This window comes from Pseudomonas sp. TE3786, assembly GCF_054057335.1.
This window is the reverse complement of record NZ_JBSRZF010000007.1, coordinates 1-22,248: the sequence shown is the minus strand read 5'-3', so window position 1 is coordinate 22,248 and position 22,248 is coordinate 1. Positions and strand designations below refer to the sequence as shown.

Here is a 22,248-nt window from a genome sequence, read left to right as displayed (position 1 = left end):
GATGCGCCCCCGAAAGGGCGCGTGATCAGTGCCCGCCCAGATAGGCGTTACGCACTTCCTCGTTACCCAGCAGTTCCTGGCCAGTGCCGGTCATGCGGATTTCGCCGTTGACCATCACATACCCACGGTCCGACAGGCGCAGCGCGTGGTTGGCGTTCTGCTCCACCAGGAAGATGGTCATACCGGTTTTCGCCAGTTCCTTGAGGGTGGCGAAGATGTGTTTAACCACAATCGGTGCCAGGCCCAGGCTCGGCTCATCCAGCAGCAGCAACTTCGGCCGGCTCATCAACGCGCGGGCGATGGCGAGCATTTGCTGCTCACCGCCGGACATGGTCATGGCCCGCTGGTTACGCCGCTCGAGCAAACGCGGGAACAGCTCGAACATGCGCTGCATGTCTTCGCCCGCGTGCTTGGCACCGATCGGGATGGTGCCCATCAACAGGTTCTCTTCCACGCTCATATCGGGAAACACCCGGCGGCCTTCCGGCGACTGGGCGATACCGTTGGAGGCGACGAAGTGCGAGCTCTTGTTGGTGATGTCGATACCGTTGTAAACGATGCTGCCGCCACCGGCGCGCGGCTGGCCAAAGATCGACATCAGCAGCGTGGATTTACCCGCGCCGTTGGCACCGATCAGGCTCACCGTTTCGCCTTCGTTGATATGCAGGTTGACCTTTTTCAGCGCCTGGATCGGCCCGTAAAACACGTCTACATCTTTGAATTCGAGGATCGGCTTGCTCATGCCACTTCCTCTTCGTCTGCGCCCAGGTAGGCGGCAATCACTTTCGGATTGTTGCGGATTTCATCCGGGTTGCCCTCGGCGATCAGCGCGCCGTGGTCGAGCACGATAATGTGATCGGAAATGCTCATAACCATGCCCATGTCGTGTTCGATCAGTAGAACAGTGATTTGGTGTTCTTCGCGCAGACGCCGAATGATGCTGCTGAGCGCTTCGGTTTCCGCCGGGTTGAGGCCCGCGGCCGGTTCGTCGAGGCAGACGATTTCCGGGCGCGTGCACATGGCCCGGGCAATCTCCAGGCGACGTTGCTGCCCGTAGGAGAGCTCACCGGCCAGGCGGTTGGCGCAGTCCACCAGGTCGACCACTTCCAGCCAGTAGAAGGCAGTATCCAAAGCCTTCTCTTCAGCACGGCGATAGCCGGGGGTGTTGAGCACACCGGCGACCATGCTGCGGTTGACCCACATGTGTTGGGCCACCAGCAGGTTTTCCACCACGGACATTTCCTTGAACAGGCGAATGTTCTGGAAGGTCCGCGCCAGGCCGGCGCGGTTGACCAGGTGGGTACCGCCGAACATTTTGTAGAACAGCCGGCTGAAGAACTTGGGCGGCGAGACGAAGTCGGTGACTTCGAAGGGTTCGCCCATGATCTTGCCGACGCTGGTCAGCTTGGCCTGGGCATCCAGAGTGATGTCGCCGTCAGTGGCTTTGTAAAAGCCGGTGAGGCAGTTGAACACCGTGGTCTTGCCGGCACCGTTGGGGCCGATCAGCGCCGAAATCGAACCGCGCTGAATATTGAAGCTCACATCGTTCAGGGCCTTGATGCCACCGAACTGCATCATCAGATGCTCGACCGAGAGAATGACGTCGTTGCTCACGGCTTCACTCCTTTACGAATCGCGTAACCGTTGCGGCTGATACGTACCAGGCCGCGCGGACGCCAGATCATCATCAGCACCATAAGGATGCCGAACATCAATACCCGGTACTCGGCGAAACTGCGCAGCAGCTCTGGTGCCACAGTGAGTACGAAGGCAGCAATCACCACGCCCACGGTCGAACCGAGGCCGCCGAGCACGATGATCGCGAGGATCAACGCCGACTCGAAGAAGGTGAACGAGGAGGGGTCGATAAAGCCTTGCTTGGTGGCGAAGAACACCCCGGCCAGGCCGGCGGTAGAGGCACCCATCATAAAGGCCGAGAGCTTGACCAATACATGGTTGAGGCCCATGGCGCGGCAGGCGATTTCATCTTCGCGCAGCGCTTCCCAGGCACGCCCGACCGGCATATGGGTGAGGCGGTGTTTCACGTAGAGCACGGCCATGACCACGATGAACAACACCACGAAGGTGAAGATCAGTTCGGCGTTGGGGTTGTAGCTCACGCCCAGCCATTCGTGGATGGGCACGCCACCCTCTTTGGCGCGCTTGCCAAATTCCAGACCGAACAGGGTTGGGCCGGGGATTGGAATGCCGTTGGGGCCATTGGTCAGCGATACCCAGTTGTTGAGGACCAGGCGAATGATTTCACCGAAGCCCAAGGTCACGATGGCCAGATAGTCGCCGTGCATCCTCAGGACCGGGAAACCCAGTAACGCACCAGCAAAGGCCGCCAGAATCATTGCCAGCGGGATCATCGCCCAGAAGCCCAGGCCGAGGTATTCGTAACCCAAGCCGAGGCCATACGCACCGATGGCGTAGAAGCCGACGAAGCCCAGATCGAGCAAGCCGGCCAGACCGACCACGATGTTCAGACCCAGGCCCAGCAACACGTAGATCAGGCCGAGAATGACCACCGACAACAGGTATTTGTTGGCGAAGAACGGGAAGCAGATCGCCAGCAGAATCAGCACCGGAATCACAAAGCGCAGCGCCGACTTGTGGCCGGCCGGCAGTACATGCACGCCGCTGTCTTTGCTTTGCATCGAGTGGGCGAGTTTCTGCCCTTGGGCGGTTTGCAGGAACAGGCTGAGGCAGAAGCGCCCCACCATCACGATGCCGACCAGAATTGCCAGGCGCTGCGGGTGCAGGTCAAAGCTATAGCCCTGCAGCACGATGCCGACGATGGGGCCGAACACGATCAGGGAAATGAGGCCAGCGAGAACGGTGTCGATCAGGCAGCGTTTGATATCAATAGAGTTGCTTGCCGACATGGCTTACACCTTCGCCACATGGGGTTTGCCCATGAGCCCTTGCGGTCGAAAAATCAGGATCATTACCAGCAGGGAAAACGAGAACACGTCCTTGAAGTCCGAGTTCACCAAGCCAGCAAACTGCGCCTCGGCCACGCCGAGAATCAAACCGCCGAGCATCGCCCCGGGCAGCGAACCGATACCGCCCAACACCGCAGCGGTGAAGGCTTTGATACCGATGATAAAACCGGCATAGAAGTCGAAGGTGCCGTAGTTCATGGTGATCAGCATGCCGGCCAGCGCGGCCATGCAGGCACCGATGACAAACACATAGGAGATCACCCGGTCGGTGTTGATGCCGAGGATCGAGGCCATCTTGCGGTCTTGCTGGGTGGCGCGGCACATGCGGCCGAGCTTGGTGTTCTGGATGATGTAGGTGAGAACCCCCATGCCCACCAGCGAGACGATGATGATGAACAGCTTGGTGTAGGTCAGCTGCACGTAGCCGGTGCCAACGTGAAACTTGATCACCCCTTCCAATAGGGTCGGTACACCTTGCTGACGCGCGCCCTGGGAAACCTGCACATAGTTCTGCAGGATCAGCGACATGCCGATGGCGGAAATCAGCGGAGCCAGACGCGTGGAGTTACGCAGTGGCTTGTAGGCGATTCGTTCGATGGTCCAGCCGTACACGCCCGTCACCACAATGGTGAAGATCAGCGTGCCGAGGATCAGGAACGGAAAGGATTCGAGACCGAAAAAGGTCAGTACCGCAAGGCCGATGGCCGTCAGGTAGGCAGAGACCATATACACGTCGCCGTGGGCGAAGTTGATCATGCCGATGATGCCGTAAACCATGGTGTAACCGATGGCAATCAGCCCGTAGACAGATCCCAGGGTCAACCCGTTGATCAGTTGTTGCAGGAAAATACCGTCCATTGACGCAGTCTCGTCTGTTGGGGTCAGTGCCTTGGGGTTCGGCCTGCCGCCTCTAGTGATAGACGGGTACTGCTGCACAGATGAAGCCACTACGACCGCACCTGCAAGACACACCAGCAGTGCCCAGAAGCACTAATCGCCCAGGTACGGGTAGTACCTGAGCGGTTAGCCGAGTCAGTGGTCTGTACGGTTAACGCGCACCTCATGGCTCGCCAGGCGAGGCCACATTGCCGAATCAGCCGTACAGATCACCGTCTTACTGCTGGTGGTATTTGCCTTTGTCATCCCACTCGTACATCACGTAGTCGGAGACTTTCAGGTCGCCTTTCTTGTCCCACTCTTTGGTGCCCATAACGGTTTTCACCGGGTTGGACTTCAGCCAGGCGCTGGCTTTGGCGCCGTCGGTGCCTTTGATGCCAGTGAAAGCGGCGGCAACGGATTGCACGGCTGCGTAGGAGTAGAGGGTGTAGCCTTCCGGCTCGTAACCGCTGGCGCGGAATTTATCGATAACCGGCTTGCCGTCAGCGATGTTGCGTGGGTCGGCACCGAAGGTCATCAGCACGCCTTTGGTGTATTGCGCACCACCGGCAGTGGTCACCAGTTCGTCGGTCACGATGCCGTCACCAGAGATGAACAGTGCGGTGGAACCTTGTTCACGCAGCTGACGAACCAGCGGGCCGGCTTCAGCGTGCAGGCCACCGAAGTAGACCACTTCAGCACCCGAGGAACGGATTTTGGTAACCAGGGCGTTGAAGTCTTTCTCGCCACGGGTCAGGCCTTCGTACAGCACTTCCTTCACGCCGCGCTTGGTCAGCTGAGCTTTGGTGGCATCTGCCAGGCCTTGGCCGTAGGTGTCTTTGTCGTGAATGATCGCGACTTTGGTCAGTTTCAACTTATCGACGATGTAGTCGCCGGCCACCACGCCTTGCTGGTCGTCACGACCACAGATACGGAACTCGCCGGAAAGGCCGCGCTCGGTAACAGTCGGGTTGGTGGAGGCTGGAGTGATGGAGATGATGCCGGCTTCGTCGTAAACCTCGGAAGCTGGGATGGTCGACGAGGAGCAGAAGTGGCCGATCACGGCGACTGCTTTGTCCGAGTCAACCAGACGGTTGGCAACTGCTACGGCCTGTTTCGGCTCGCAGGCATCGTCGCCTTTAACCAGTTTGATTTGCTCACCGTTGATACCGCCTGCAGCGTTGATATCGGCTGCTGCCTGTTCGGCACCCTTCCACAGCTGCTCACCAAAGGCAGCATTACCACCGGTCATTGGGCCGGCTACGCCGATAACCACATCGGCAAAGGCTACGGAAGTCAGGCTCATAGCACTGGCAACCGCGAACGCCAGAATACCTTTCTTAAAAGTTTTCTTGTGAGGCATGGAGTTTTGCTCCTGAGGGGTTATGTGAAGGCGCAGATGGTTGAGCAAGCGGCGTGCCACACATTTTTGCTTTGTCGAAAAAAAAACAAATGCTTTTCCCGACAGTAGCGAAAGGCCCTACTTCAAGAGGGTGCAACCTAGCAAACAAACAAGGTGCAACCCACCGCAAAAATGAAGAGCAACCTAACGATCGAGCAAGAGCAACCAAGCGCCCCAATCAGGGCAACTCGTCGTAACTGTACTTGTCACCGAAGTGCACACCGCTGGTGCGCAAAGTGCGGGCACGCGCACCAATACAGGCTAGTGGAGGGATTGGGGAATGCGCGAAGGGGGTCGCATTTACGACGAAAAAGAGCCCATAGCTGTACTGGTTGGCGCATTTCTCTCTCGTAGGAGCGGCTTTAGCCGCGATGCTTTTGAGTCAAGAGCATTGCAGCTGAAGCCGCTCCTACAGGAATCAAGGGCCCAGCTTCTAGATCACGACGCGCAAACACTGCCCAGCGTGGTACAGCGAGAACCCCAATTCATACAACCCGCTGCGCAGCCCCGGCGCGCTGATACCGCTCATAGGCTGGAACGACATCGGCAACGCCTCTCGGGAACCGCTGAGCAGGTAATTGGCAAACGCGCGCCCCACGGCAGTGCCGGTGGTTACGCCCCGGCCGTTGTAACCGGTAACAGCCACCAGCCCCGGTGCCGGTTCGAACAGGCGCATCAGGTGGTCGGGGGTAAAGGCGATGGTGCCGGTCCAGGTACTCTGCCATTCCACCTTGCCCAATTGCGGGAAGTAGAACTGCTGAATACGGTCGGCCCAGGCACGCACCGCCCACAACGGTTTGTTCGCCGCACTGCCGAGGCTGCCGAGCAACAGCCGCCCTTCGGCATCACGGCGAATGCTGCTGAGCACCTGACGGGTATCCCACGAGCCTTCACCGCCGGGCAGGATGCCCTCGGCGGCGGTGCCCGTCAGCGGCACCGAAGCCACCTGGTAATAGCTGCCGGGGAAAAAGTTGCGACGCAGCTCAGTCCACTCACCTTCGGTGTAGGCGTTGGAGGCCAGCACCACTTTCTCTGCCGTCACCACGCCCGCGGGCGTCGACACCAACCAATCGGCACCTTGGCGCTCCAGGCGGTTGACGGGCGAATGGTGAAATAACTGTCCCCCCAGGCCGACCACAGCCCTGGCCAAGCCACTGACATAGGCCATGGGGTTGAGGGTGCCGGCGCGACGATCGAGCAATGCCGCATCGATGCGTTTGGTGCCGGTGGCTGCATGACAGGCCGCGCCAGTGATCATTTCCACCGGCGCACCGCGACGCACCCATTGCGCGCAGCGGCTCTGCAGATCCGCCGTGCCACTGCCGTTGTGCGCCATATGCAAGGTGCCCTGACGCCGGGCCTGGCAATCGATGGCGTATTTGTCGATCAGGGAAAACACCAGCGACGGCGCATTGCCCATCTCCGTCACCAGCTTGCTGCCGACCTCGACACCCAACCCGGCCTCGACATCATCCGGCGCAATCCACATGCCGGCATTGACCAGCCCGACATTGCGCCCGGAGCCGCCGTGGCCCGTTTCATGGGCCTCCAGAATGGCCACGCTTTGCCCTTGTTCGAGCAAATGCAGGGCGGTGGATAACCCGGTGAAGCCGGCCCCGATCACACACACATCGACTTTCAGGTCGCCCGCCAGCGCGGCGGCTTTCAGCCGCTGCGGGGTCAGCTCCTCCCACAAACACGCTTGCTTCAACGGCATAACCAGACTCCAACCCAAGGAAACCCATGCAACTGCGCCGCTGAATTACTCAATCAAAGGTGATGCCCTGAGCGAGCGGCAATTCGCGCGAATAGTTAACCGTGTTGGTCTGTCGACGCATATATGCACGCCAGGCATCCGAACCGGACTCACGGCCACCGCCAGTCTCTTTTTCACCACCAAAGGCACCGCCAATCTCGGCACCGCTCGGGCCGATATTGACGTTGGCAATGCCACAGTCGCTGCCCAGCGCCGACATAAAGGCTTCGGCCTCACGCACATCGGTGGTGAAGATGCACGACGACAGCCCCTGCGGCACATCGTTGTTGAGTCGGACCGCTTCGGCGAAATCCTGGTAACCGAGCACATAAAGGATCGGCGCGAAAGTTTCGTGGCGCACCACGGCGCTCTGCTCGGGCATTTCGACAATGGCCGGGGCCACGTAGTAAGCGTTGGGGAATTTATCTTGCAGCTGACGCGTACCGCCAAACACCTGGCCGCCTTCCTGCTCGGCCTGGCGCAACGCCGCCTGCATACCGTCAAAGCCTTGTTTGTCGATCAGCGGGCCGACCAGATTGCCTTCCAGTGGATGACCGATACGCACCTTGGCGTACGCGGTTTTCAGCCGGCTGACGATTTCGTCTTTGACCGACTCATGGGCAATCAGGCGACGCAGAGTGGTGCAGCGTTGGCCGGCGGTGCCGATGGCGCTGAACAGAATGCCGCGCACCGCCAGGTCGAGGTCGGCGCTGGGGGCGAGGATCATGGCGTTGTTACCGCCCAGCTCGAGAATCGAACGGGCGAAACGGGCCGCTACCACCGGTGCCACTTCACGGCCCATACGGGTGCTGCCGGTGGCGCTGACCAAGGCCACGCGGCTGTCCTGCACCAGCGCTTCGCCCGCTTCGCGGGCACCGATAATCACCTGGCTCAGGTGCGCCGGGGCATCGCTGAATTGTTTGGCCACGCCTTCGAACAGCGCCTGGCAGGCCAGGGCAGTCAGCGGGGTTTTCTCCGACGGCTTCCACACCACCGAGTTACCGCACACTAGGGCCAGGGTGGTATTCCACGCCCATACCGCCACCGGGAAGTTGAAGGCGCTGATCACGCCGACCACGCCCAGCGGGTGCCAGGTTTCGCGCATATGGTGGCCTGGACGTTCGGAGGCGATGGTCAGACCGTAGAGCTGGCGCGACAGGCCGACGGCGAAGTCGCAGATGTCGATCATTTCCTGCACTTCGCCCAGGCCTTCCTGGGTGATCTTGCCGGCTTCCCAGGACACCAGCTCGCCGAGCTCGGCCTTGTTGGCGCGCAGGGCTTCACCGAACAGACGGATCAACTCGCCACGGCGCGGTGCCGGCACCTGACGCCAGGCCTGAAAGGCCGCTTCGGCCTTGCCGATCTGCGCCTGCACCGAGGCAGCGTCCTGCAGCTGCACCGTACCAATCTGGCTGCCATCGATAGGTGAATGCACGGCGTGCGCGCCCTGTTGATAACTCGATGTGGCAACGCCCAGTTTGTTCAGCAATGCAGCGACCATGTCATGGCACCTTTTCGATAGCGGGTGAGTTCGATGGCAGCAGTAATAGCTGGCTAGCGCCACGCCAACAAACGACCTTTACTCCACACATCATTCCGTTTAGTAATGCCAAACCCTCACCCCGTGTCAGGACTGCCATGCTCAAGCGCCATATGCCCTCGCTAACCGCCCTGCAATGCTTCGAAGCGGTGGCCCGTCACCTGAGTTTTACCCGCGCCAGTGAAGAACTGGCGCTGACCCAGAGCGCCGTCAGCAAGCAGGTGGCGCAGCTGGAAGAGGTGGTTCAGCACCTGTTGTTCCGCCGGGTGCGGCGTAGCTTGCAGCTGACCCCGGCCGGTTCGCTCTACCTGGCCGAGGTACGAAAAATCCTCACCCAAGTGGAGATGTCCACTCATTACCTGCGCTCCTATGGCGGCGAAACCGAAGTGCTACGGGTTGCCACCCTGCCCACCTTTGGCGCGCGCTGGCTGGTGCCACGACTGAAAGGCTGGCGCCTGCGCCATCCGAATATCCACCTGGATGTATTCAATGAAGTGGAGCCGGACGAGCTGGCCCAGGGCCGCAGCGACCTGTCCTTCTACTTCGGCCAGAGCGCCCGCCCGGGTGCCGAGTGCGTGCGCCTGTTCGGCGAAGAGATGGTGCCGGTGTGCGCGCCGAGCGTAATGCCGGCCGAGCCCTTTACCGATCCCACCCAGCTCACCGACCTGGTCTTGCTGCAAAACGCCACCCGCCCGGAGGCCTGGCACGAGTGGTTCTATAGCCAGGATCGGCATACCGAGCACAGCTACCATGGGCCGCGTTTCGACAGCTTCTATATGTGCATCCGCGCCGCGCAAGTGGGTTGCGGCGTGGCGCTGCTGCCGCGCTTTCTGGTGGAAGAGGAGCTGGCCGAAGGCAAGCTGGTGATCCCCTGGCAACACAGTCTGACCAGCAGCAGCGCCTATTACCTGGCCTACGCTGAACACGCCGCCGAGGTGCCCAAGGTGCGCGACTTTGTGCGCTGGATTCACGAGCAGCTGGAGTAATGCCCGTACAAGAATTTATGGAATGAACCCGGCAGTTTTTTTCGCTTGTCGGAAGCGCTGCCGAACGTTCTGATAGCGCCACGTACTCAGCCCAGAGCCGCCGTCATGACCCGCGATGCCCATCTGTTCCAGCTTGTCGCCGCCGCGATTGGCCAAACCGCCGCCGAGTGGGTGTTTGCCCATGTGGCAATTCCCCAGGGCCTGGCTTCGTTCGCCAATAGCGAGCAGCAGCTGCATCGCGTCTGGCTGGCCGAAGCGCTGAACCTCAGTCTGTTTTACAAGCTGGTGGAAGCGGTGCCCAACGGCCGCCTGTATGTAGAAGAGCAGCTGCAGGACGGCCGTCAGGTGGTGTTCGATCACGGTGCCATTCGCACCGTCGACTGGCCGGAAAACGGCGAACTGCCACGCGGCCGCCACGCCTTTACCCGTCTGCTGGAGCCCCTGGGTTTTACCGATGTGCGCACCTATCCGCTGACCAAACTGAAGATGACCGGCTACGCCTACCGGCAGATGGACTTGCCAGCAGACATCGCCCAGTTCTTTGTTTCCGAACTGCACCCGGGGCGTTTCAGCGAAGGCTTCCAACAGGCGGTCACCCGTGTCTGCGCCACCAGCCGCGACCCGCTCGCTGCCGGGCACCTGGCCACGCTGCGCACCCTGCGGCAAACCCGCCAGTGCAGCCTCGCCGCGGCACTGCAGCTGATGCCGGCGCTGTACCAGGCATTCGACTGTCAACACGCGGCCGTGCAGGAAGGTGACTATCACGCCCTGCTCAGCGAAAGCGCGGAAATGGCCTGGATCGCCACCGAAGGCAACCGCTTCAATCACCTCACCGACCGTGTGACCGACCTGCAAGCGGTGGTTGACCACCAACGCACCATCGGCCGGCCCATGAAAGACAGCATCGAAGTCTCCAGCTCACGCCGGGTGATGCAAACCGCCTACAAAGCCGTGCAAGTGCAGCGCGACTTTATCGACGCCCAGGGGCAAACCGTGCAACGCACAGTGCCAGGCTCGTTTGTGGAATTTATTCAGCGGGAAGTGGATGAAGAGAGCGGGGAGTTGGATCTGCATTTCGATAGTTCGAATGCGCAGGGCATCTTCAAGATGACCGATTCAAGATAGCGACTTGGCCGCAAAAACAGGCGATTCAACCTCGATGCCTTTGACTTTCGTAGGAACGGCTTCAGCCGCGATCCCTGTACAAGGCAATCGCGGCTGAAGCCGCTCCTACGAGGGCTGCGCAGGTCAGTCAACCAGAGTAACCGCACCCTTCATCATGCTGGAGTGCCCCGGGAACGAGCAGAAGAACGAGTAGTCTTCACCTGCCTTCAGCTTGCTCACATCAAAGCTCACCGAATCCTTTTCGCCGGCACCGATGATCTTGGTGTGGGCAATCACGCGCTCGTCGCCGGCTTTCAGGTAGTTGGCGTCGATGCCGGCACCCATGCCGTCACCGGTAACACCAGCCATATCGGCGGTCTTGGCGATCACCAGGTTATGGCCCATGACGTTCTTCGGCAGCGAGCCGCTGTGGCCCAGGTTGACGGTGAAGGTCTTGCAGCTTTTGCTGATCTTGATTTCTTTGGTGTCGAAGCTCATCTGGTCGGTGGAGTCGACCGTCACCGAACAATCGGCGGCGAACACCTGAACACTGGCCAGGGTAAGAAGGGATGCAACTACAAGCTTGCGAAGCATGGTGAACTCCTTGGCAGGATGGGCCATTGGCCCGGTTAATCTGCCGTATTGGCGCTGGCGCCGAACGGCAGGTGCGACAACAAAAAGCGGCATGCATGTACAAAGACGTTTGATAGCACATTCAGGTTCAAGCAAACGCGAGGCAAAAAGCCGCACGACTAAAGTGCTATGGCCCTGATCGACACAATCAAACAGCCGCAATCGCCCGAGCTGCGTAGCCTGGCCACTCATTCAACGAGGGCCGGATCATGATCTTCAATCACCTGTTACGCAGCCTGCTGGCCGCTTATGCCTGCGGTGCCACCGGCACCAGCGCCGATGAAAGCCACGACCGTTAAGCCTTGGTGAGCGCGCACGCAGCCAGTACCCTAGCGGCAGTTCCTGCCTGTGGAGTTAGCCATGTCGTTGCGTTCACTATGCGTTTTCTGCGGTGCCAGTCCGGGTGCCAACCCGGTTTACCGTGAAGCGGCCATCAACCTGGGGCGTACCCTGGCCGAGCAAGGCATCCGCCTGATCTACGGCGGCGGTGCCGTAGGCTTGATGGGCATCGTTGCCGACGCAGCGCTGGAAGCCGGTGGCGAAGTGATCGGCATCATTCCGCAGTCGCTGAAAAGCGCCGAGATCGGCCACAACGGCCTCACCCGCCTGGAAGTGGTGGACGGCATGCACGCACGCAAGGCGCGCATGGCCGAGCTGAGCGATGGCTTTATCGCTCTGCCCGGCGGCCTCGGCACCCTGGAAGAACTGTTCGAAGTCTGGACCTGGGCCCAGCTTGGCTACCACAGCAAACCGCTGGGGCTGCTGGAAGTGAATGGCTTCTACGCCAAGCTCAATGACTTCCTCGACCATCTGGTGGAAGAACGTTTCGTCCGTGCCCCGCACCGGGCGATGCTGCAGATCAACGAGTCGCCCAGTGAACTGATTGCCGCGATGGCCGCGTGGAAGCCTGACGTCGCGCCCAAATGGGTCGACCGCTAAGGCGAAATACCAGCGCAAAAAGAGGCGGTGCGCTTTAATCAGATGCAGTGCGCACCGATATTCAGCAGAGGATCACCATGGCCAAACCCAATTACGCCTTCGCCAAACAGCAGCGTGACTTAGCCAAGGAACAGAAGAAAGAAGAGAAACGCCTGCGCAAGCTGGCCCATGAGCAAGAGCATGGCGTGGCGCCGGAGGAAGATGAAAACGAGGTTACGGATTCCGCGGAAGGCGAGGAACAGCGCAGCTGAAGCTGATCGTAGGTTGGGCTGAGCCAAAGGCGAAGCCCAACAGGCCGGTGTTTATCGGCCCCCCTGTTGGGCGTGCTGCGCTCAACCCAACCTACGCCTCGATAGCGGTCTAACAGCCCCCATCCAGACTGGCAATCCAGCGCGTCAATACCTCCACGCCTTCATGGTGCACCACCGAGCGCCCCAGCTCCGGCATCATCACGCTCGGATCGGTGCTCTCGACGCGATAGATCAGTACCGACTCATCCGGCTTGCCCGGATGAATATCCACCAACCGATCCCCTGAACCTTTACCCGCCGCCACCGGCTGTTTGCACAGGCCGCTGTGAATCCCCGTGGCGGTCGCCAGGTTAAGCATCAACCCGGAAGTACGCGCCGGCCCCTTGGGGTTGTGGCAGTGAGCGCAGTTGGCATCCAGGTAGCTGCGCGCCTGCTTCTCCAGGCTTTCCCCCGGCCGCGGATGGCCCCACAAGGCGTTCTGCGGCACGCCAGCCAGCTCAGCCGGCAAGCCTTTGAGCAGGCCTTTCTGTTGCCAGTGCTGCAGCTGATTGGCCGTGCCATCGCTGTACACCAGGTCCTTGTTCAGGTGCCGCGCTTTCGGCCCCAGGGGGTTGATGCCCTGGCCATGGCTTTCTTCGTGGCAACCCGCGCACTGGTTGGCGTCGGGCACTTCGTAATCCACCGCCAGGGTTTTGCCCTGATCGTCCAGCAGACTCAGGCTCTGGCTATCGCCCGCCAACTCGAGATGCGCTTCCTGCTGCTTGTCGTCCCAGACGTAGGGCAGCGCCACCCAGCCGCTTTTCTGTTTGAGCAGAATGCGGGTTTCCACCAGGTGCACGCGGTCCAGGGCCAGGCCGGTGTTTGCGTCGCGGTCGTCCTGGCTGTTCAGACGCAGTTGGCCTTTTTCATCCTTGGGGTAGTAGAAGGTCTTGCTCAGCACCGTGCCCACGGGGAAGTCGAAATGCTCTTCGCCGTAGTTCGCCGCCTCGCCCGCCGGCATCCACACAGTGCGCATCTTGTGCGCATAGTCGGTGAACAGCGGGGTATTGAGGTCATAGGGCGTGACCTCGGCAACGGGCTGCAAATGCCCGCCACCGAGTTTCAACATGCCCCATTCACTGAGGGTTTGCGGGTACTTCTCGCCCTCAGGCAGGTACAGCGGTGCCGACTGCTTGGAGCACGCCGCCAACAGCAGCGTGCCCGCCAACACTAGCCATGCCTTCATGCACCCTGCCCCGCTTTGGCCGAGGCCAGTTCGATGGCCGGCAATTTCGGCAGGCTGCACTTGTGGCTGCTCATATCAGTGCTGATGTTTTTGTAGCCGTTGGGTGCATCGACGTTGATCATCGCGGCTTCGCCGTTATCCACGCAGATCGCCAGGTCAGCCGGCAGCTTGCCGTCTTTGAGCTTATCGACGTTGACGTAGCCGTCCCAGAGGATGTCCGGCAGATGCCCGGTCAAGCCGTACTGGCTGATGCGCAGGGCCTTGAGTTCGAGGTTGTCGGGGCTGTCGCCACCCGGGCCAAAACGGTTGCCGTAGATATAGATGCTTTCCGGGTAGGGGTCGAAACCTTCGGCGGTGGAGAGGTTGGTATAGCCGGTGCTGAAGTAGCTGCTGACGATCAGGTTGGCGGTTTTGTGTTCGCCGATATCGTTGTCGAAAATCTCCACCTGGTCGTTGGAGTTGATCACTACGCCGGAACCGGCCGGCACGCTGGCTACCGGTGTGCCCTTGTGGCCGAAGTTGCCGAGGTTATTGCCTTGCACCTGGTTGTGATACACGCGAGTGCCGCGCCCGGCCTGCTGCAGGTTGGGCATGTTGAACACCAGAATGCCACCGGTATTGCCGGTGGCCACGTTGTCGTAAACGTCGGCGCCAATGGTGTTTTCGATCTCGATGCCGGCGACGTTTTTCTCCGCGCGGCTGTTGCGTACCACCACGTTGCGCGACTGGCCGACATAGATGCCGGCATCCGACGCGCCGATGGCCAGCGCGCCATCAATCAAAACGTTTTCGGTCTGTACCGGGTAGATGCCATAGGCACCGTTTTCGGTGGCCGGGCCATTGGTCCATTCGGTGCGCACGCGGCGGATGATGATGTTTTTGCCGCCCACCACTTTCAGCGAATCGCCTTTGGTGTCTTCGAACGCCAGGTCTTCGATGGTGAAGTCCGAGGCGTCCACCAACAGGCCTTCGGCACCGCTTTTCTGGCCCTTGAAGCTGAGCACGGTCTTGTCCATACCGGCACCCTTGATGGTCACGCCGCTGGCTTTGAGGCTCAGGCTACGGTCGAGCTGATAGGTGCCGGCGGGGATTTCAATCACATCACCGGCCTTGGCCTTGATCAGCTTGGCTTGCAATTCTTTCTGGAAATCGACGTGGGTGACCGCCGGTTTTTCCGACTCGCCGCATGCGGCAAGCAATACGGCTACAGCTAACACGGACAAGGTGGCAATGCGCATGGCGGGCTCCGCTAGATTTTTTATGAGTTTTTGTTTCCCACAGAGTTGGCACTATAGTTCCACATAAAACAAAAACCAAGCCCTACTTGGTAGGCGGAGAAAGTGTCGAGTGGAATGCAATCCATGTGTGAGGGGCTTCAGCCGCGAGCTTTTAAAAAATCAAAAGCATCGCGGCTAAAGCCCCTCCCACAAAAAGCAGATTCGTAGGACCGAGCAAGTCAGAGGGGAATAACCGTAACCTGCACATCCGGATCATGGCTGCCGCCGCCAAGAATCACCCCGCGCAGCGGCGACACGTCGGAGAAATCCCGCCCGCGCGCCAGGCTGATATGTTCCAGCGCAGGGCGCAGGTTGTTGGTGGGATCGAAATCCACCCAACCCAGTTTCGGGCAGTACACCGATACCCAGGCATGTGACGCATCGGCGCCGATCAGCCGTGCCTGGCCAGGCGGTGGCTGGGTCAGCAGGTAGCCGCTGACATAGCGCGCCGCCAGGCCACGGGAACGCAGGCAGGCGAGCATCAGGTGGGCGAAATCCTGGCAGACGCCACGGCGGCGCTCCAGCACTTCCACCAGCGGCGTCGCCACTTGCGTGGCATCGGCGTCGAAGGTGAATTCGCGGAAGATCTTTTCCATCAGCGCCTGCGCCCCCAGCAACAGCGGGCGGCTGGGCGGGAAACAACTTTCGGCGTAGTCGGAGAAGGCCTTTTTCAAGCGCACATAAGGCGACTCGAAACAGAAGCGGCAGGCATCCAGCACCGGGTCGGGCTTGGGCTTACCGTTGTAGGTCAGCACGCTGCGGGTGTGATCCCAGGCCGGCGACTGATGAAAATCCAGCACCGGCTGTTCGCGCAGCTCCACCACCAGCCGGGCGTTTACTCGCAGCTCATCATGGGGCCGTTCGAAGGCAAGGCGGGTGATCGGGTTGCCGAACACGTCCTGCTCATCGCGGCGGCTGGTGGGCTCGGGATCGATCTCCAACTCTTGCTTGAGGCAGATCTGCCAAGGGCTCGGCCGTGGCCACAGATGCGCCAACTGCTGGGCCAGCGACACCGGGCTGTCGTAGCGGTAATGGGTGTCGTGAAGAATCTCGTAACGCACGCTCATCAGACCGACACCGTTTGCTTGCTGACATCATCGACATGGGCGAAGTGGCGCAGGGCCAGACGGTCCGACGCATGCCCGGCCGCTTCCGAAACCTGCTTGAGCAACACCACCAGGCCATCCAGCACCGCACGCAAACTGGTCACACCGAACAACTGATTCTCCAGGCTGCCGAGGTCGAATGCCGCCAGGCGTTCAACCAGCAACGACAAGCCCACTTCCCGCGGTGCAGCAAAATCCTCGTTGAGACGGCTTAGCGAACGCACCGCCAAACGCAGCTGGAACAACACCGCATGGGGGTTCTGTTCGTCCAGCAGTAACAGGTCGAGTACCGGAATCAGCTGCGGCACGGCCATATAGCGGGAACGGTAGGTGATGCTGCTGTTACCCAGTTCCAGCAGCCACTCCAGGCCCACCTGATCGAACACCGCCACGCCATGGAGAAACTCCGCCAGGCTGCTGGCGAGAAACTGCAGGCGCTCGATCTGCCGGCCGACCATCAGAAAGCGCCAGCCTTCGTCGCGGGTCATATCGTCCAAAGCAAAACCGGACAGCGCCGCCAACGACATCACCAGGCGGTTGAGGAAGTCCAGCAGCTCGCCGAAGTCGGGTTCCTCGCGGTCGAGAATCTGCGCGTCGTGCTGCAACTGCACCAGCGCCTGCCAGTTTTCCCGGGAAAGTTTGCCGCGCACCTGCGAAGCCGCCCACTGCAGACGCAGCAGATTGGCGCGCAGGCTGGCCGGCCAGTCCGGGCCCATCAGCGCCACCAGCAGGCGATCGTGCAGGTCGCCGGCTTCGGGCAGCAGCTTGAGGCTTTCCGCCAGCTCCACAGCGGCTTGCAGCGCCAGCGGGTCATCACCTTCGACATAGCGCGCCAGCATGATGCGCAGCAGGCGCGCGCTGTCATCGCAGCGCTCGCAGTAGCGGCCGAACCAGAACAGGTTTTCCACAATCCGCGACGGCAGGTAAGGGTCGCGGCGCACCAGACCGAGGCCGCCGAGGTTTTTCGGGTTGGGCTTGGTTTCACCCCCGGACGCCGGCTCGCCGAGCACCCAGGTGTCCTTGCTGGCACCGCCGCGTTGCATCGACACCACTTCGGCGTCGGCTTCGGTCGCCACCCGGGTCAGGCCGCCCGGCAGAATGCGATAGCCGCCCTCGCCATCCGCCACCGCGTAAACCCGCATACCGATAGCACGCGGTTGCAACTGGCCGTTTTCCGGCTGCCACACGGGGGCCTGGGAAAGCTGCGCCAGCTCTTGAGCCACATAGGCGTAAGGACGCTTGCGAATGCGTTTGGCCAGCGCCTCGCGCTGTTCTTCGCTGAGGTCGCGACCAAACACCGGGGTAAAACTCTGCGACGGGAACGCCGGTTTGATCAACAGCTCCGGCAGTTTTTCCAGGGCCTGGGCCAGCACTGGCTCCTCGCCGCACCACCAGGTGGCGATTGACGGCAGCAGCAGCTCCTCGCCGAACAGGTGCTCGTTGATGGTCGGTAGAAAACCAAGCAGACCCGGCGATTCCAGCACGCCGCTGCCCAGGGCATTGGCCACCAGCACCCGGCCCTGACGGACCGCTTCCAGCAAGCCGGGCACGCCCAGGGCGGAGTCGGTGCGCAGTTCCAGCGGGTCGCAGAAGTCATCGTCCAGACGCCGCATGATGGCGTGCACGCGGCGCAGGCCGCTGAGGGTTTTCAGGTACACAGTGGCGTCACGCACGGTCAGGTCGCCGCCTTCCACCAGCGGATAGCCGAGCTGGCGCGCCAGGTACAGGTGCTCGAAATAACTTTCGTTAAAGCGCCCCGGGGTCAGCAGCACCACCAGCGGTACTTGGCCGGCGGTCGGTGCCTGACGCGCCAGGGTTTCCTGCAGGGTGCGGAAGAAGGCGTTGAGGTGCTGAATCTGCAGATCGCGATACAGCTCGGGAAATGCCCGCGACACGATCTGGCGGTTTTCCAGGGCATAGCCGGCGCCGGACGGTGCCTGGGTGCGGTCGGCGGTGACCCACCAGCGGCCATCCGGGGTGCGCGCCAAGTCCACGGCATACACATGCAGGTAGGTGTCATCGGGGGTTTTGACGCCCTGGCAGGGCCAGAGAAAATTGTTGTGCCCGTAGATCAGCTCGGCCGGCAACAGGCCGCCGGATATCAAGGTTTGCGGCCCGTACAAGTCGACCAGCACGGCATTGAGCAACTTGGCGCGCTGGGCAATGCCGGCGGCAATCTTCTGCCATTCATCAGCGGCCAGCAGATTGGGCAGCAGGTCGAGCTCCCAGGGACGGTCAGCGCCCTTGGGGTCGGCATAGACGTTATAGGTGACGCCGTTTTCCTGAATCTGCCGGGTCAGCAGGGCTTGGCGCTGGGCCAGTTGCAGCACACTGCTGCGCTGCAGCTGGGTGAACATGCGTCGCCAATGGGCACGCAGGTTTCCCTCGCTGTCGAGCATCTCGTGGTAGGTACCCGGTGTCAGCCGGTACAGGTCTAGCAGGTCAGGCATGTAACGCTCGGCAGACGACAGGAACAATCACAGAAAACCGCAAAAGTCAGCGTAGCGCAGACCCTGGATATCACCCGTGGTCTGCCGCGTTCCCCCGCCTCTTATTGGCTACGGCGGTGGGTTCGGCTCAGCTTCGGTGCAGGCGCAAATCCAGGGTCATGGGCAGCTCGTCATTGATCTGCAGCTGAGGCACAGCCAGCTGCCCAGGGTTGTGACCAAGACGGAAAAAGCGCGCCATGCGCCGGCTTTCCGCTTCGTTGGCATTCACCGGCAAGGTCTCGTAGTTGCGCCCACCGGGGTGCGCGACATGATACTGACAACCGCCAAGCGAGCGCTGCATCCAGGTATCCAGCAGATCGAAAATCAGCGGCGCATGCACCGGGATGGTCGGTTGCAGGCAGTTGTACGGCTGCCAGGCGCGGAACCGCACGCCCGCCACAAACTCGCCGACCCGCCCGGTGGACTGCAGCGGCACCGGCACCCCATTGCAGGTGAGCATATAGCGCTGCGGCGGCAAGCCACTGAGCTTGACCTGCACGCGCTCCAGCGAGGAGTCGACATAGCGCACCGTACCGCCAGCGCCGCCCTCCTCGCCCAGCACATGCCAAGGCTCCAGAGCCTGGCGCAACTCCAGCTCGATACCGGCAACCGCGTAGTCGCCGATTTTCGGAAAGCGGAATTCCAGGTGCGCAGCGAACCACTCGGCGCGCAGCGGATAACCGGCGTTGTTCAGCTCGACTATCACATCGGCAAAATCCTGCTGGATAAAGTGCGGCAGCAGGAAGCGGTCATGCAGCTCGGTACCCCAGCGCGCCAGCTTCGGCGGCGCATAGGGCTCACGCCAGAAACGCGCCACCAACGCGCGCAGCAACAGTTGCTGGGTCAGGCTCATGCGTGCATGGGGCGGCATTTCAAACCCACGCAGTTCCAGCAGACCGAGGCGGCCGCTGGCGCTGTCCGGCGAATACAGCTTGTCGATACAGAACTCGGCGCGGTGGGTGTTGCCCGTCACGTCGATCAGCAGGTTGCGCAGCAGGCGGTCGACTATCCATGGCGGGCATTGCTCGCCCGGTGCCGGCATCTGCGCGAAGGCAATTTCCAGCTCGTACAGCGAGTCATTGCGCGCCTCATCGATGCGCGGTGCCTGGGAGGTCGGGCCGATAAACAGGCCGGAAAACAGGTACGACAGCGACGGGTGATTGTGCCAATAGCTGATCAGGCTGCGCAGCAGATCGGGGCGGCGCAGAAACGGCGAATCCGCCGGCGTGGCACCGCCCAGGACAAAGTGGTTACCGCCACCGGTGCCAGTGTGGCGGCCATCGATCATGAATTTCTCGGTGGTCAGACGGGTTTGCCGCGCCTCTTCATAGAGAAACTCGGTGCGTTCCACCAGCTGCTCCCAGCTCGACGAGGGCTGCACATTCACTTCGATAACGCCCGGATCTGGGGTCACACGGAAATTGCCCAGCCGCGGATCGCTCGGCGGCTCATAGCCTTCCAACAGCACCGGGCAATGCAGCTCTTCGGCGCAGGCCTCGATCACGCTGACCAGCGCCAGGTAGTCCTCCAGCTCAGCCAGTGGCGGCATAAACAGATACAGACGGCCATCCCGCGCTTCGGCACAGAGCGCCGTGCGGGTCAGCCAGGACGCCGACTCATCAATCTTCGGCTCACGCTCTTCGGCCTTGGCCGGCGCTTCACCCCGTTCCACCGGCAGCAGACGCAAGGTCTCGCTGGGCGGCAACTCGGCGAAGCTCTGGTTGGGGTCCTGGGCATGCACAAACGGAAATTCCGCCGCCTTTACCCAGGGCTGCGACGCCAACGGCAAGCGATAGCCCATGGCCGAATCGCCAGGCACCAGACGGCAGTGTTCATCGCGCAGGTACCAACGCCCGCTCTGCCAGGCATCGCCGGCGGCTGTGCGGGCCAGCGGCAGCACCTGGCCGACCATCGTGTCCAGGCCCTGGGCGAAGACTTTGCGCAACCGCGCACGCTCCATTTCATCCCCCAGACGCGGGTCTTCGGCGCTGACGTTTTTCGGCAGCGCGCCCTCACGCCAGAGGTAGTAGAAGTTGTCCTCGTAAGCCGGGAAAACGAAATCGGTATTGAGCTGCAAACGTTCGGCGACGCTGGCCAGAAACAGCCCCGCCAGCTTGCCATCGGCCTTGTAGTCCTCATGCTCATCGGCGATCAGCGCCGGGTTGTGCCAGATCGGCTCTCCGTCATGGCGCCAGAAACAATTCAACGACCAGCGCGGCAACTGCTCGCCGGGGTACCACTTGCCCTGCCCGAAATGCACCAGGCCCTTGGGCGCATACCGCTTGCGCATGCGCTGATACAGCTCGGCGGACAGCTTGCGTTTGTTCTCGCCCAGAGCGTCGGTATTCCACTCGGCACCATCAGGGTCATCAATGGAAACGAAAGTCGGCTCGCCGCCCATGGTCAGCCGCACATCGCCTTGAAGCAGGTCGCTATCGATCTGCCGACCGAGGCGTTCGATCTCCAGCCACTGTTCCTCGGTATAGGGCTTGGTAACGCGCGGCGCTTCCCAGATGCGCTCCACCGACATTTCATGGCTGAACGTGGTTTCGCACGGCTCGACCACCCCGCTGATGGGCGCGGCCGAAGACGGCTCCGGGCTACAAGCCAAGGGGATATGCCCTTCACCGGCGAACAACCCGGACGTCGGGTCCAGCCCCACCCAGCCGGCGCCGGGCAGATACACCTCGCACCAGGCGTGCAGGTCGGTGAAGTCCACGGTGGTGCCGGACGGGCCATCCAGGGCTTTGACGTCGGCCGTAAGTTGAATCAGATAGCCAGAAACAAAGCGCGCGGCCAGGCCCAGATTGCGCAGGATCTGCACCAGCAACCAAGCCGAATCACGGCACGAACCGGAGGCGTTGGTGAGGGTTTGTTCCGGGGTTTGTACACCTGGCTCCATGCGGATCAGGTAGCTGATGTCCTGGCTCAGACGCTGGTTCAGCGCCACCAGAAAATCGATGGTCGGCAGCGGCTTGCGCTCGATACTGGCGACATAGGCGGCGAATTTCCTGGTTGGTTCGAGGGTGGCGAGATAAGGCGTCAGCTCGCGTTTTTCATCCGCCGAATAGGCGAAGGGAATCTTTTCCGCGTACGGCTCAAGGAAGAAATCGAAGGGATTGAACACCGCCATTTCGGCGACCAGATCAACCTCGATACGCAACTCATCGGTCTTCTCCGGAAACACCAGCCGCGCCAGGTAGTTGCCCTGGGGGTCTTGCTGCCAGTTGATAAAGTGTTTTTCCGGCAGCACTTTCAGCGCATAGGAAAGCACCCGCGTGCGGCTATGGGCAGCTGGGCGCAGACGAACGATCTGCGGACCCAGGTCTACCGCACGGTCATAGCGGTAGTGCGTTACATGGTGCAATGCGACATGAATCGACACGGCGTGCCTCCTGCGAGCCTTGGCGGGCTATGAGCCGCGCAAGACTTATGCCAGCCGGGGGCAGGCCGGTGGATTGGGCACCGGTTGCCGGGCCCCGGCACCAAAATCGCGCTGAGGGCGATGTGTGGGGCAGAGCATCGCACGTTATCGGGGCAGTGGGATGACGGCGCTGGGTTTGCGTTGGGTTTGGTGGCGGTATTTTTTACCGCGTGTGCTGGGCGTTTTTTTTTTGGGGGGGGGGGGGGGGGCAAAAAACCCCCCCCCCCCCCCCAAAAAAAAACCGCCCCCCCCCACCCCCACCCACCCGCCCGCACCCCCCCCACCCCCCACC

17 protein-coding genes are annotated in these 22,248 nt (G+C 61.3%); 4 read left to right on the top strand and 13 right to left on the bottom strand.

The annotated features are described in order from the left end of the window. Positions 1-25 precede the first annotated feature (25 nt). The 7 genes from ACVW0Y_RS10000 to amaB all read right to left on the bottom strand — a co-directional run bounded on the left by ACVW0Y_RS10000 (position 26) and on the right by amaB (position 8,483). Positions 26-742 carry an ABC transporter ATP-binding protein gene (locus tag ACVW0Y_RS10000; protein ID WP_457437931.1) on the bottom strand — a complete coding sequence of 239 codons (717 nt, stop codon included), beginning with the start codon at positions 740-742 and terminating at the stop codon, positions 26-28. After that, positions 739-1,578, bottom strand: coding sequence for an ATP-binding cassette domain-containing protein (locus ACVW0Y_RS09995; protein WP_457438186.1), 840 nt, complete (start codon positions 1,576-1,578; stop codon positions 739-741). The genes ACVW0Y_RS10000 and ACVW0Y_RS09995 overlap by 4 nt, the downstream gene beginning before the upstream one ends. A gap of 32 nt (positions 1,579-1,610) precedes the next feature. After that, on the bottom strand, positions 1,611-2,888 hold the full coding sequence (livM, locus tag ACVW0Y_RS09990; protein ID WP_457437930.1) for a high-affinity branched-chain amino acid ABC transporter permease LivM: 1,278 nt from the start codon (positions 2,886-2,888) through the stop codon (positions 1,611-1,613). Positions 2,889-2,891: 3 nt separating this feature from the next. Beyond that, on the bottom strand, positions 2,892-3,806 hold the full coding sequence (locus ACVW0Y_RS09985) for an ABC transporter permease subunit (RefSeq protein ID WP_108097860.1): 915 nt from the start codon (positions 3,804-3,806) through the stop codon (positions 2,892-2,894). 256 nt (positions 3,807-4,062) lie between these two features. After that, positions 4,063-5,187, bottom strand: a complete 1,125-nt coding sequence (locus ACVW0Y_RS09980; RefSeq protein WP_457437929.1) for a branched-chain amino acid ABC transporter substrate-binding protein — start codon at positions 5,185-5,187, stop codon at positions 4,063-4,065. Between the two features lie 472 nt (positions 5,188-5,659). Next, entirely contained in the window at positions 5,660-6,943 is a 1,284-nt protein-coding gene (amaA, locus tag ACVW0Y_RS09975; protein ID WP_457437928.1) for an L-pipecolate oxidase, read from the bottom strand. A gap of 49 nt (positions 6,944-6,992) precedes the next feature. Then, on the bottom strand, positions 6,993-8,483 hold the full coding sequence (gene amaB / locus ACVW0Y_RS09970; protein WP_457437926.1) for an L-piperidine-6-carboxylate dehydrogenase: 1,491 nt from the start codon (positions 8,481-8,483) through the stop codon (positions 6,993-6,995). Positions 8,484-8,620: 137 nt separating this feature from the next. On the opposite strand from amaB, the gene ACVW0Y_RS09965 reads away from it, so the two are divergent. Beyond that, positions 8,621-9,508 carry a LysR substrate-binding domain-containing protein gene (locus ACVW0Y_RS09965; protein WP_457437925.1) on the top strand — a complete coding sequence of 296 codons (888 nt, stop codon included), beginning with the start codon at positions 8,621-8,623 and terminating at the stop codon, positions 9,506-9,508. A 105-nt stretch (positions 9,509-9,613) separates the two neighbouring features. Further along, positions 9,614-10,633: a 2-oxoadipate dioxygenase/decarboxylase family protein gene (locus tag ACVW0Y_RS09960; protein WP_457437924.1), complete on the top strand. Its 1,020-nt coding sequence runs from the start codon at positions 9,614-9,616 to the stop codon at positions 10,631-10,633. A gap of 123 nt (positions 10,634-10,756) precedes the next feature. Here ACVW0Y_RS09960 and azu read toward each other — a convergent pair whose 3' ends face one another. Next, complete coding sequence (gene azu, locus ACVW0Y_RS09955) at positions 10,757-11,206, bottom strand: azurin (RefSeq protein ID WP_457437923.1); 450 nt, start codon at positions 11,204-11,206, stop codon at positions 10,757-10,759. 399 nt (positions 11,207-11,605) lie between these two features. On the opposite strand from azu, the gene ACVW0Y_RS09950 reads away from it, so the two are divergent. Together ACVW0Y_RS09950 and ACVW0Y_RS09945 are read left to right on the top strand one after the other, a co-directional pair. Next, positions 11,606-12,184, top strand: a complete 579-nt coding sequence (locus tag ACVW0Y_RS09950) for an LOG family protein (protein ID WP_457437922.1) — start codon at positions 11,606-11,608, stop codon at positions 12,182-12,184. A gap of 47 nt (positions 12,185-12,231) precedes the next feature. Then, positions 12,232-12,435: a hypothetical protein gene (locus ACVW0Y_RS09945; RefSeq protein WP_457438206.1), complete on the top strand. Its 204-nt coding sequence runs from the start codon at positions 12,232-12,234 to the stop codon at positions 12,433-12,435. Between the two features lie 109 nt (positions 12,436-12,544). Here ACVW0Y_RS09945 and ACVW0Y_RS09940 read toward each other — a convergent pair whose 3' ends face one another. From ACVW0Y_RS09940 to ACVW0Y_RS09920, 5 genes are all read right to left on the bottom strand, one after another. Continuing rightward, positions 12,545-13,660 carry an SO2930 family diheme c-type cytochrome gene (locus tag ACVW0Y_RS09940; protein WP_457437920.1) on the bottom strand — a complete coding sequence of 372 codons (1,116 nt, stop codon included), beginning with the start codon at positions 13,658-13,660 and terminating at the stop codon, positions 12,545-12,547. Then, positions 13,657-14,898 carry a parallel beta-helix domain-containing protein gene (locus ACVW0Y_RS09935; protein ID WP_457437919.1) on the bottom strand — a complete coding sequence of 414 codons (1,242 nt, stop codon included), beginning with the start codon at positions 14,896-14,898 and terminating at the stop codon, positions 13,657-13,659. Before ACVW0Y_RS09935 ends, ACVW0Y_RS09940 begins: the two co-directional genes overlap by 4 nt. Positions 14,899-15,116: 218 nt before the next feature. Then, the gene (locus ACVW0Y_RS09930; protein WP_457437918.1) at positions 15,117-16,004 is read right to left on the bottom strand and encodes a transglutaminase family protein; all 888 of its coding nucleotides are present in this window, start codon (positions 16,002-16,004) and stop codon (positions 15,117-15,119) included. Further along, on the bottom strand, positions 16,004-18,493 hold the full coding sequence (locus ACVW0Y_RS09925; RefSeq protein ID WP_457437917.1) for a circularly permuted type 2 ATP-grasp protein: 2,490 nt from the start codon (positions 18,491-18,493) through the stop codon (positions 16,004-16,006). Before ACVW0Y_RS09925 ends, ACVW0Y_RS09930 begins: the two co-directional genes overlap by 1 nt. Positions 18,494-18,620: 127 nt before the next feature. Continuing rightward, positions 18,621-21,917: a transglutaminase family protein gene (locus ACVW0Y_RS09920; protein ID WP_457437915.1), complete on the bottom strand. Its 3,297-nt coding sequence runs from the start codon at positions 21,915-21,917 to the stop codon at positions 18,621-18,623. Positions 21,918-22,248: the final 331 nt, after the last annotated feature.

Bases quoted from the DNA above. Each gene is read 5' to 3' on its own strand.
- ACVW0Y_RS09995 (WP_457438186.1), bottom strand. From the start codon at position 1,578: ATGATGCAGTTCGGTGGCATCAAGGCCCTGAACGATGTGAGCTTCAAT.
- ACVW0Y_RS09930 (WP_457437918.1), bottom strand. From the start codon at position 16,004: ATGAGCGTGCGTTACGAGATTCTTCACGACACCCATTACCGCTACGAC.
- ACVW0Y_RS09950 (WP_457437922.1), top strand. From the start codon at position 11,606: ATGTCGTTGCGTTCACTATGCGTTTTCTGCGGTGCCAGTCCGGGTGCC.
- ACVW0Y_RS09940 (WP_457437920.1), bottom strand. From the start codon at position 13,660: ATGAAGGCATGGCTAGTGTTGGCGGGCACGCTGCTGTTGGCGGCGTGC.
- ACVW0Y_RS09980 (WP_457437929.1), bottom strand. From the start codon at position 5,187: ATGCCTCACAAGAAAACTTTTAAGAAAGGTATTCTGGCGTTCGCGGTT.
- ACVW0Y_RS09960 (WP_457437924.1), top strand. From the start codon at position 9,614: ATGACCCGCGATGCCCATCTGTTCCAGCTTGTCGCCGCCGCGATTGGC.
- ACVW0Y_RS09965 (WP_457437925.1), top strand. From the start codon at position 8,621: ATGCTCAAGCGCCATATGCCCTCGCTAACCGCCCTGCAATGCTTCGAA.
- azu (WP_457437923.1), bottom strand. From the start codon at position 11,206: ATGCTTCGCAAGCTTGTAGTTGCATCCCTTCTTACCCTGGCCAGTGTT.
- amaA (WP_457437928.1), bottom strand. From the start codon at position 6,943: ATGCCGTTGAAGCAAGCGTGTTTGTGGGAGGAGCTGACCCCGCAGCGG.
- ACVW0Y_RS09925 (WP_457437917.1), bottom strand. From the start codon at position 18,493: ATGCCTGACCTGCTAGACCTGTACCGGCTGACACCGGGTACCTACCAC.
- ACVW0Y_RS09935 (WP_457437919.1), bottom strand. From the start codon at position 14,898: ATGCGCATTGCCACCTTGTCCGTGTTAGCTGTAGCCGTATTGCTTGCC.
- amaB (WP_457437926.1), bottom strand. From the start codon at position 8,483: ATGGTCGCTGCATTGCTGAACAAACTGGGCGTTGCCACATCGAGTTAT.
- ACVW0Y_RS10000 (WP_457437931.1), bottom strand. From the start codon at position 742: ATGAGCAAGCCGATCCTCGAATTCAAAGATGTAGACGTGTTTTACGGG.
- livM (WP_457437930.1), bottom strand. From the start codon at position 2,888: ATGTCGGCAAGCAACTCTATTGATATCAAACGCTGCCTGATCGACACC.
- ACVW0Y_RS09985 (WP_108097860.1), bottom strand. From the start codon at position 3,806: ATGGACGGTATTTTCCTGCAACAACTGATCAACGGGTTGACCCTGGGA.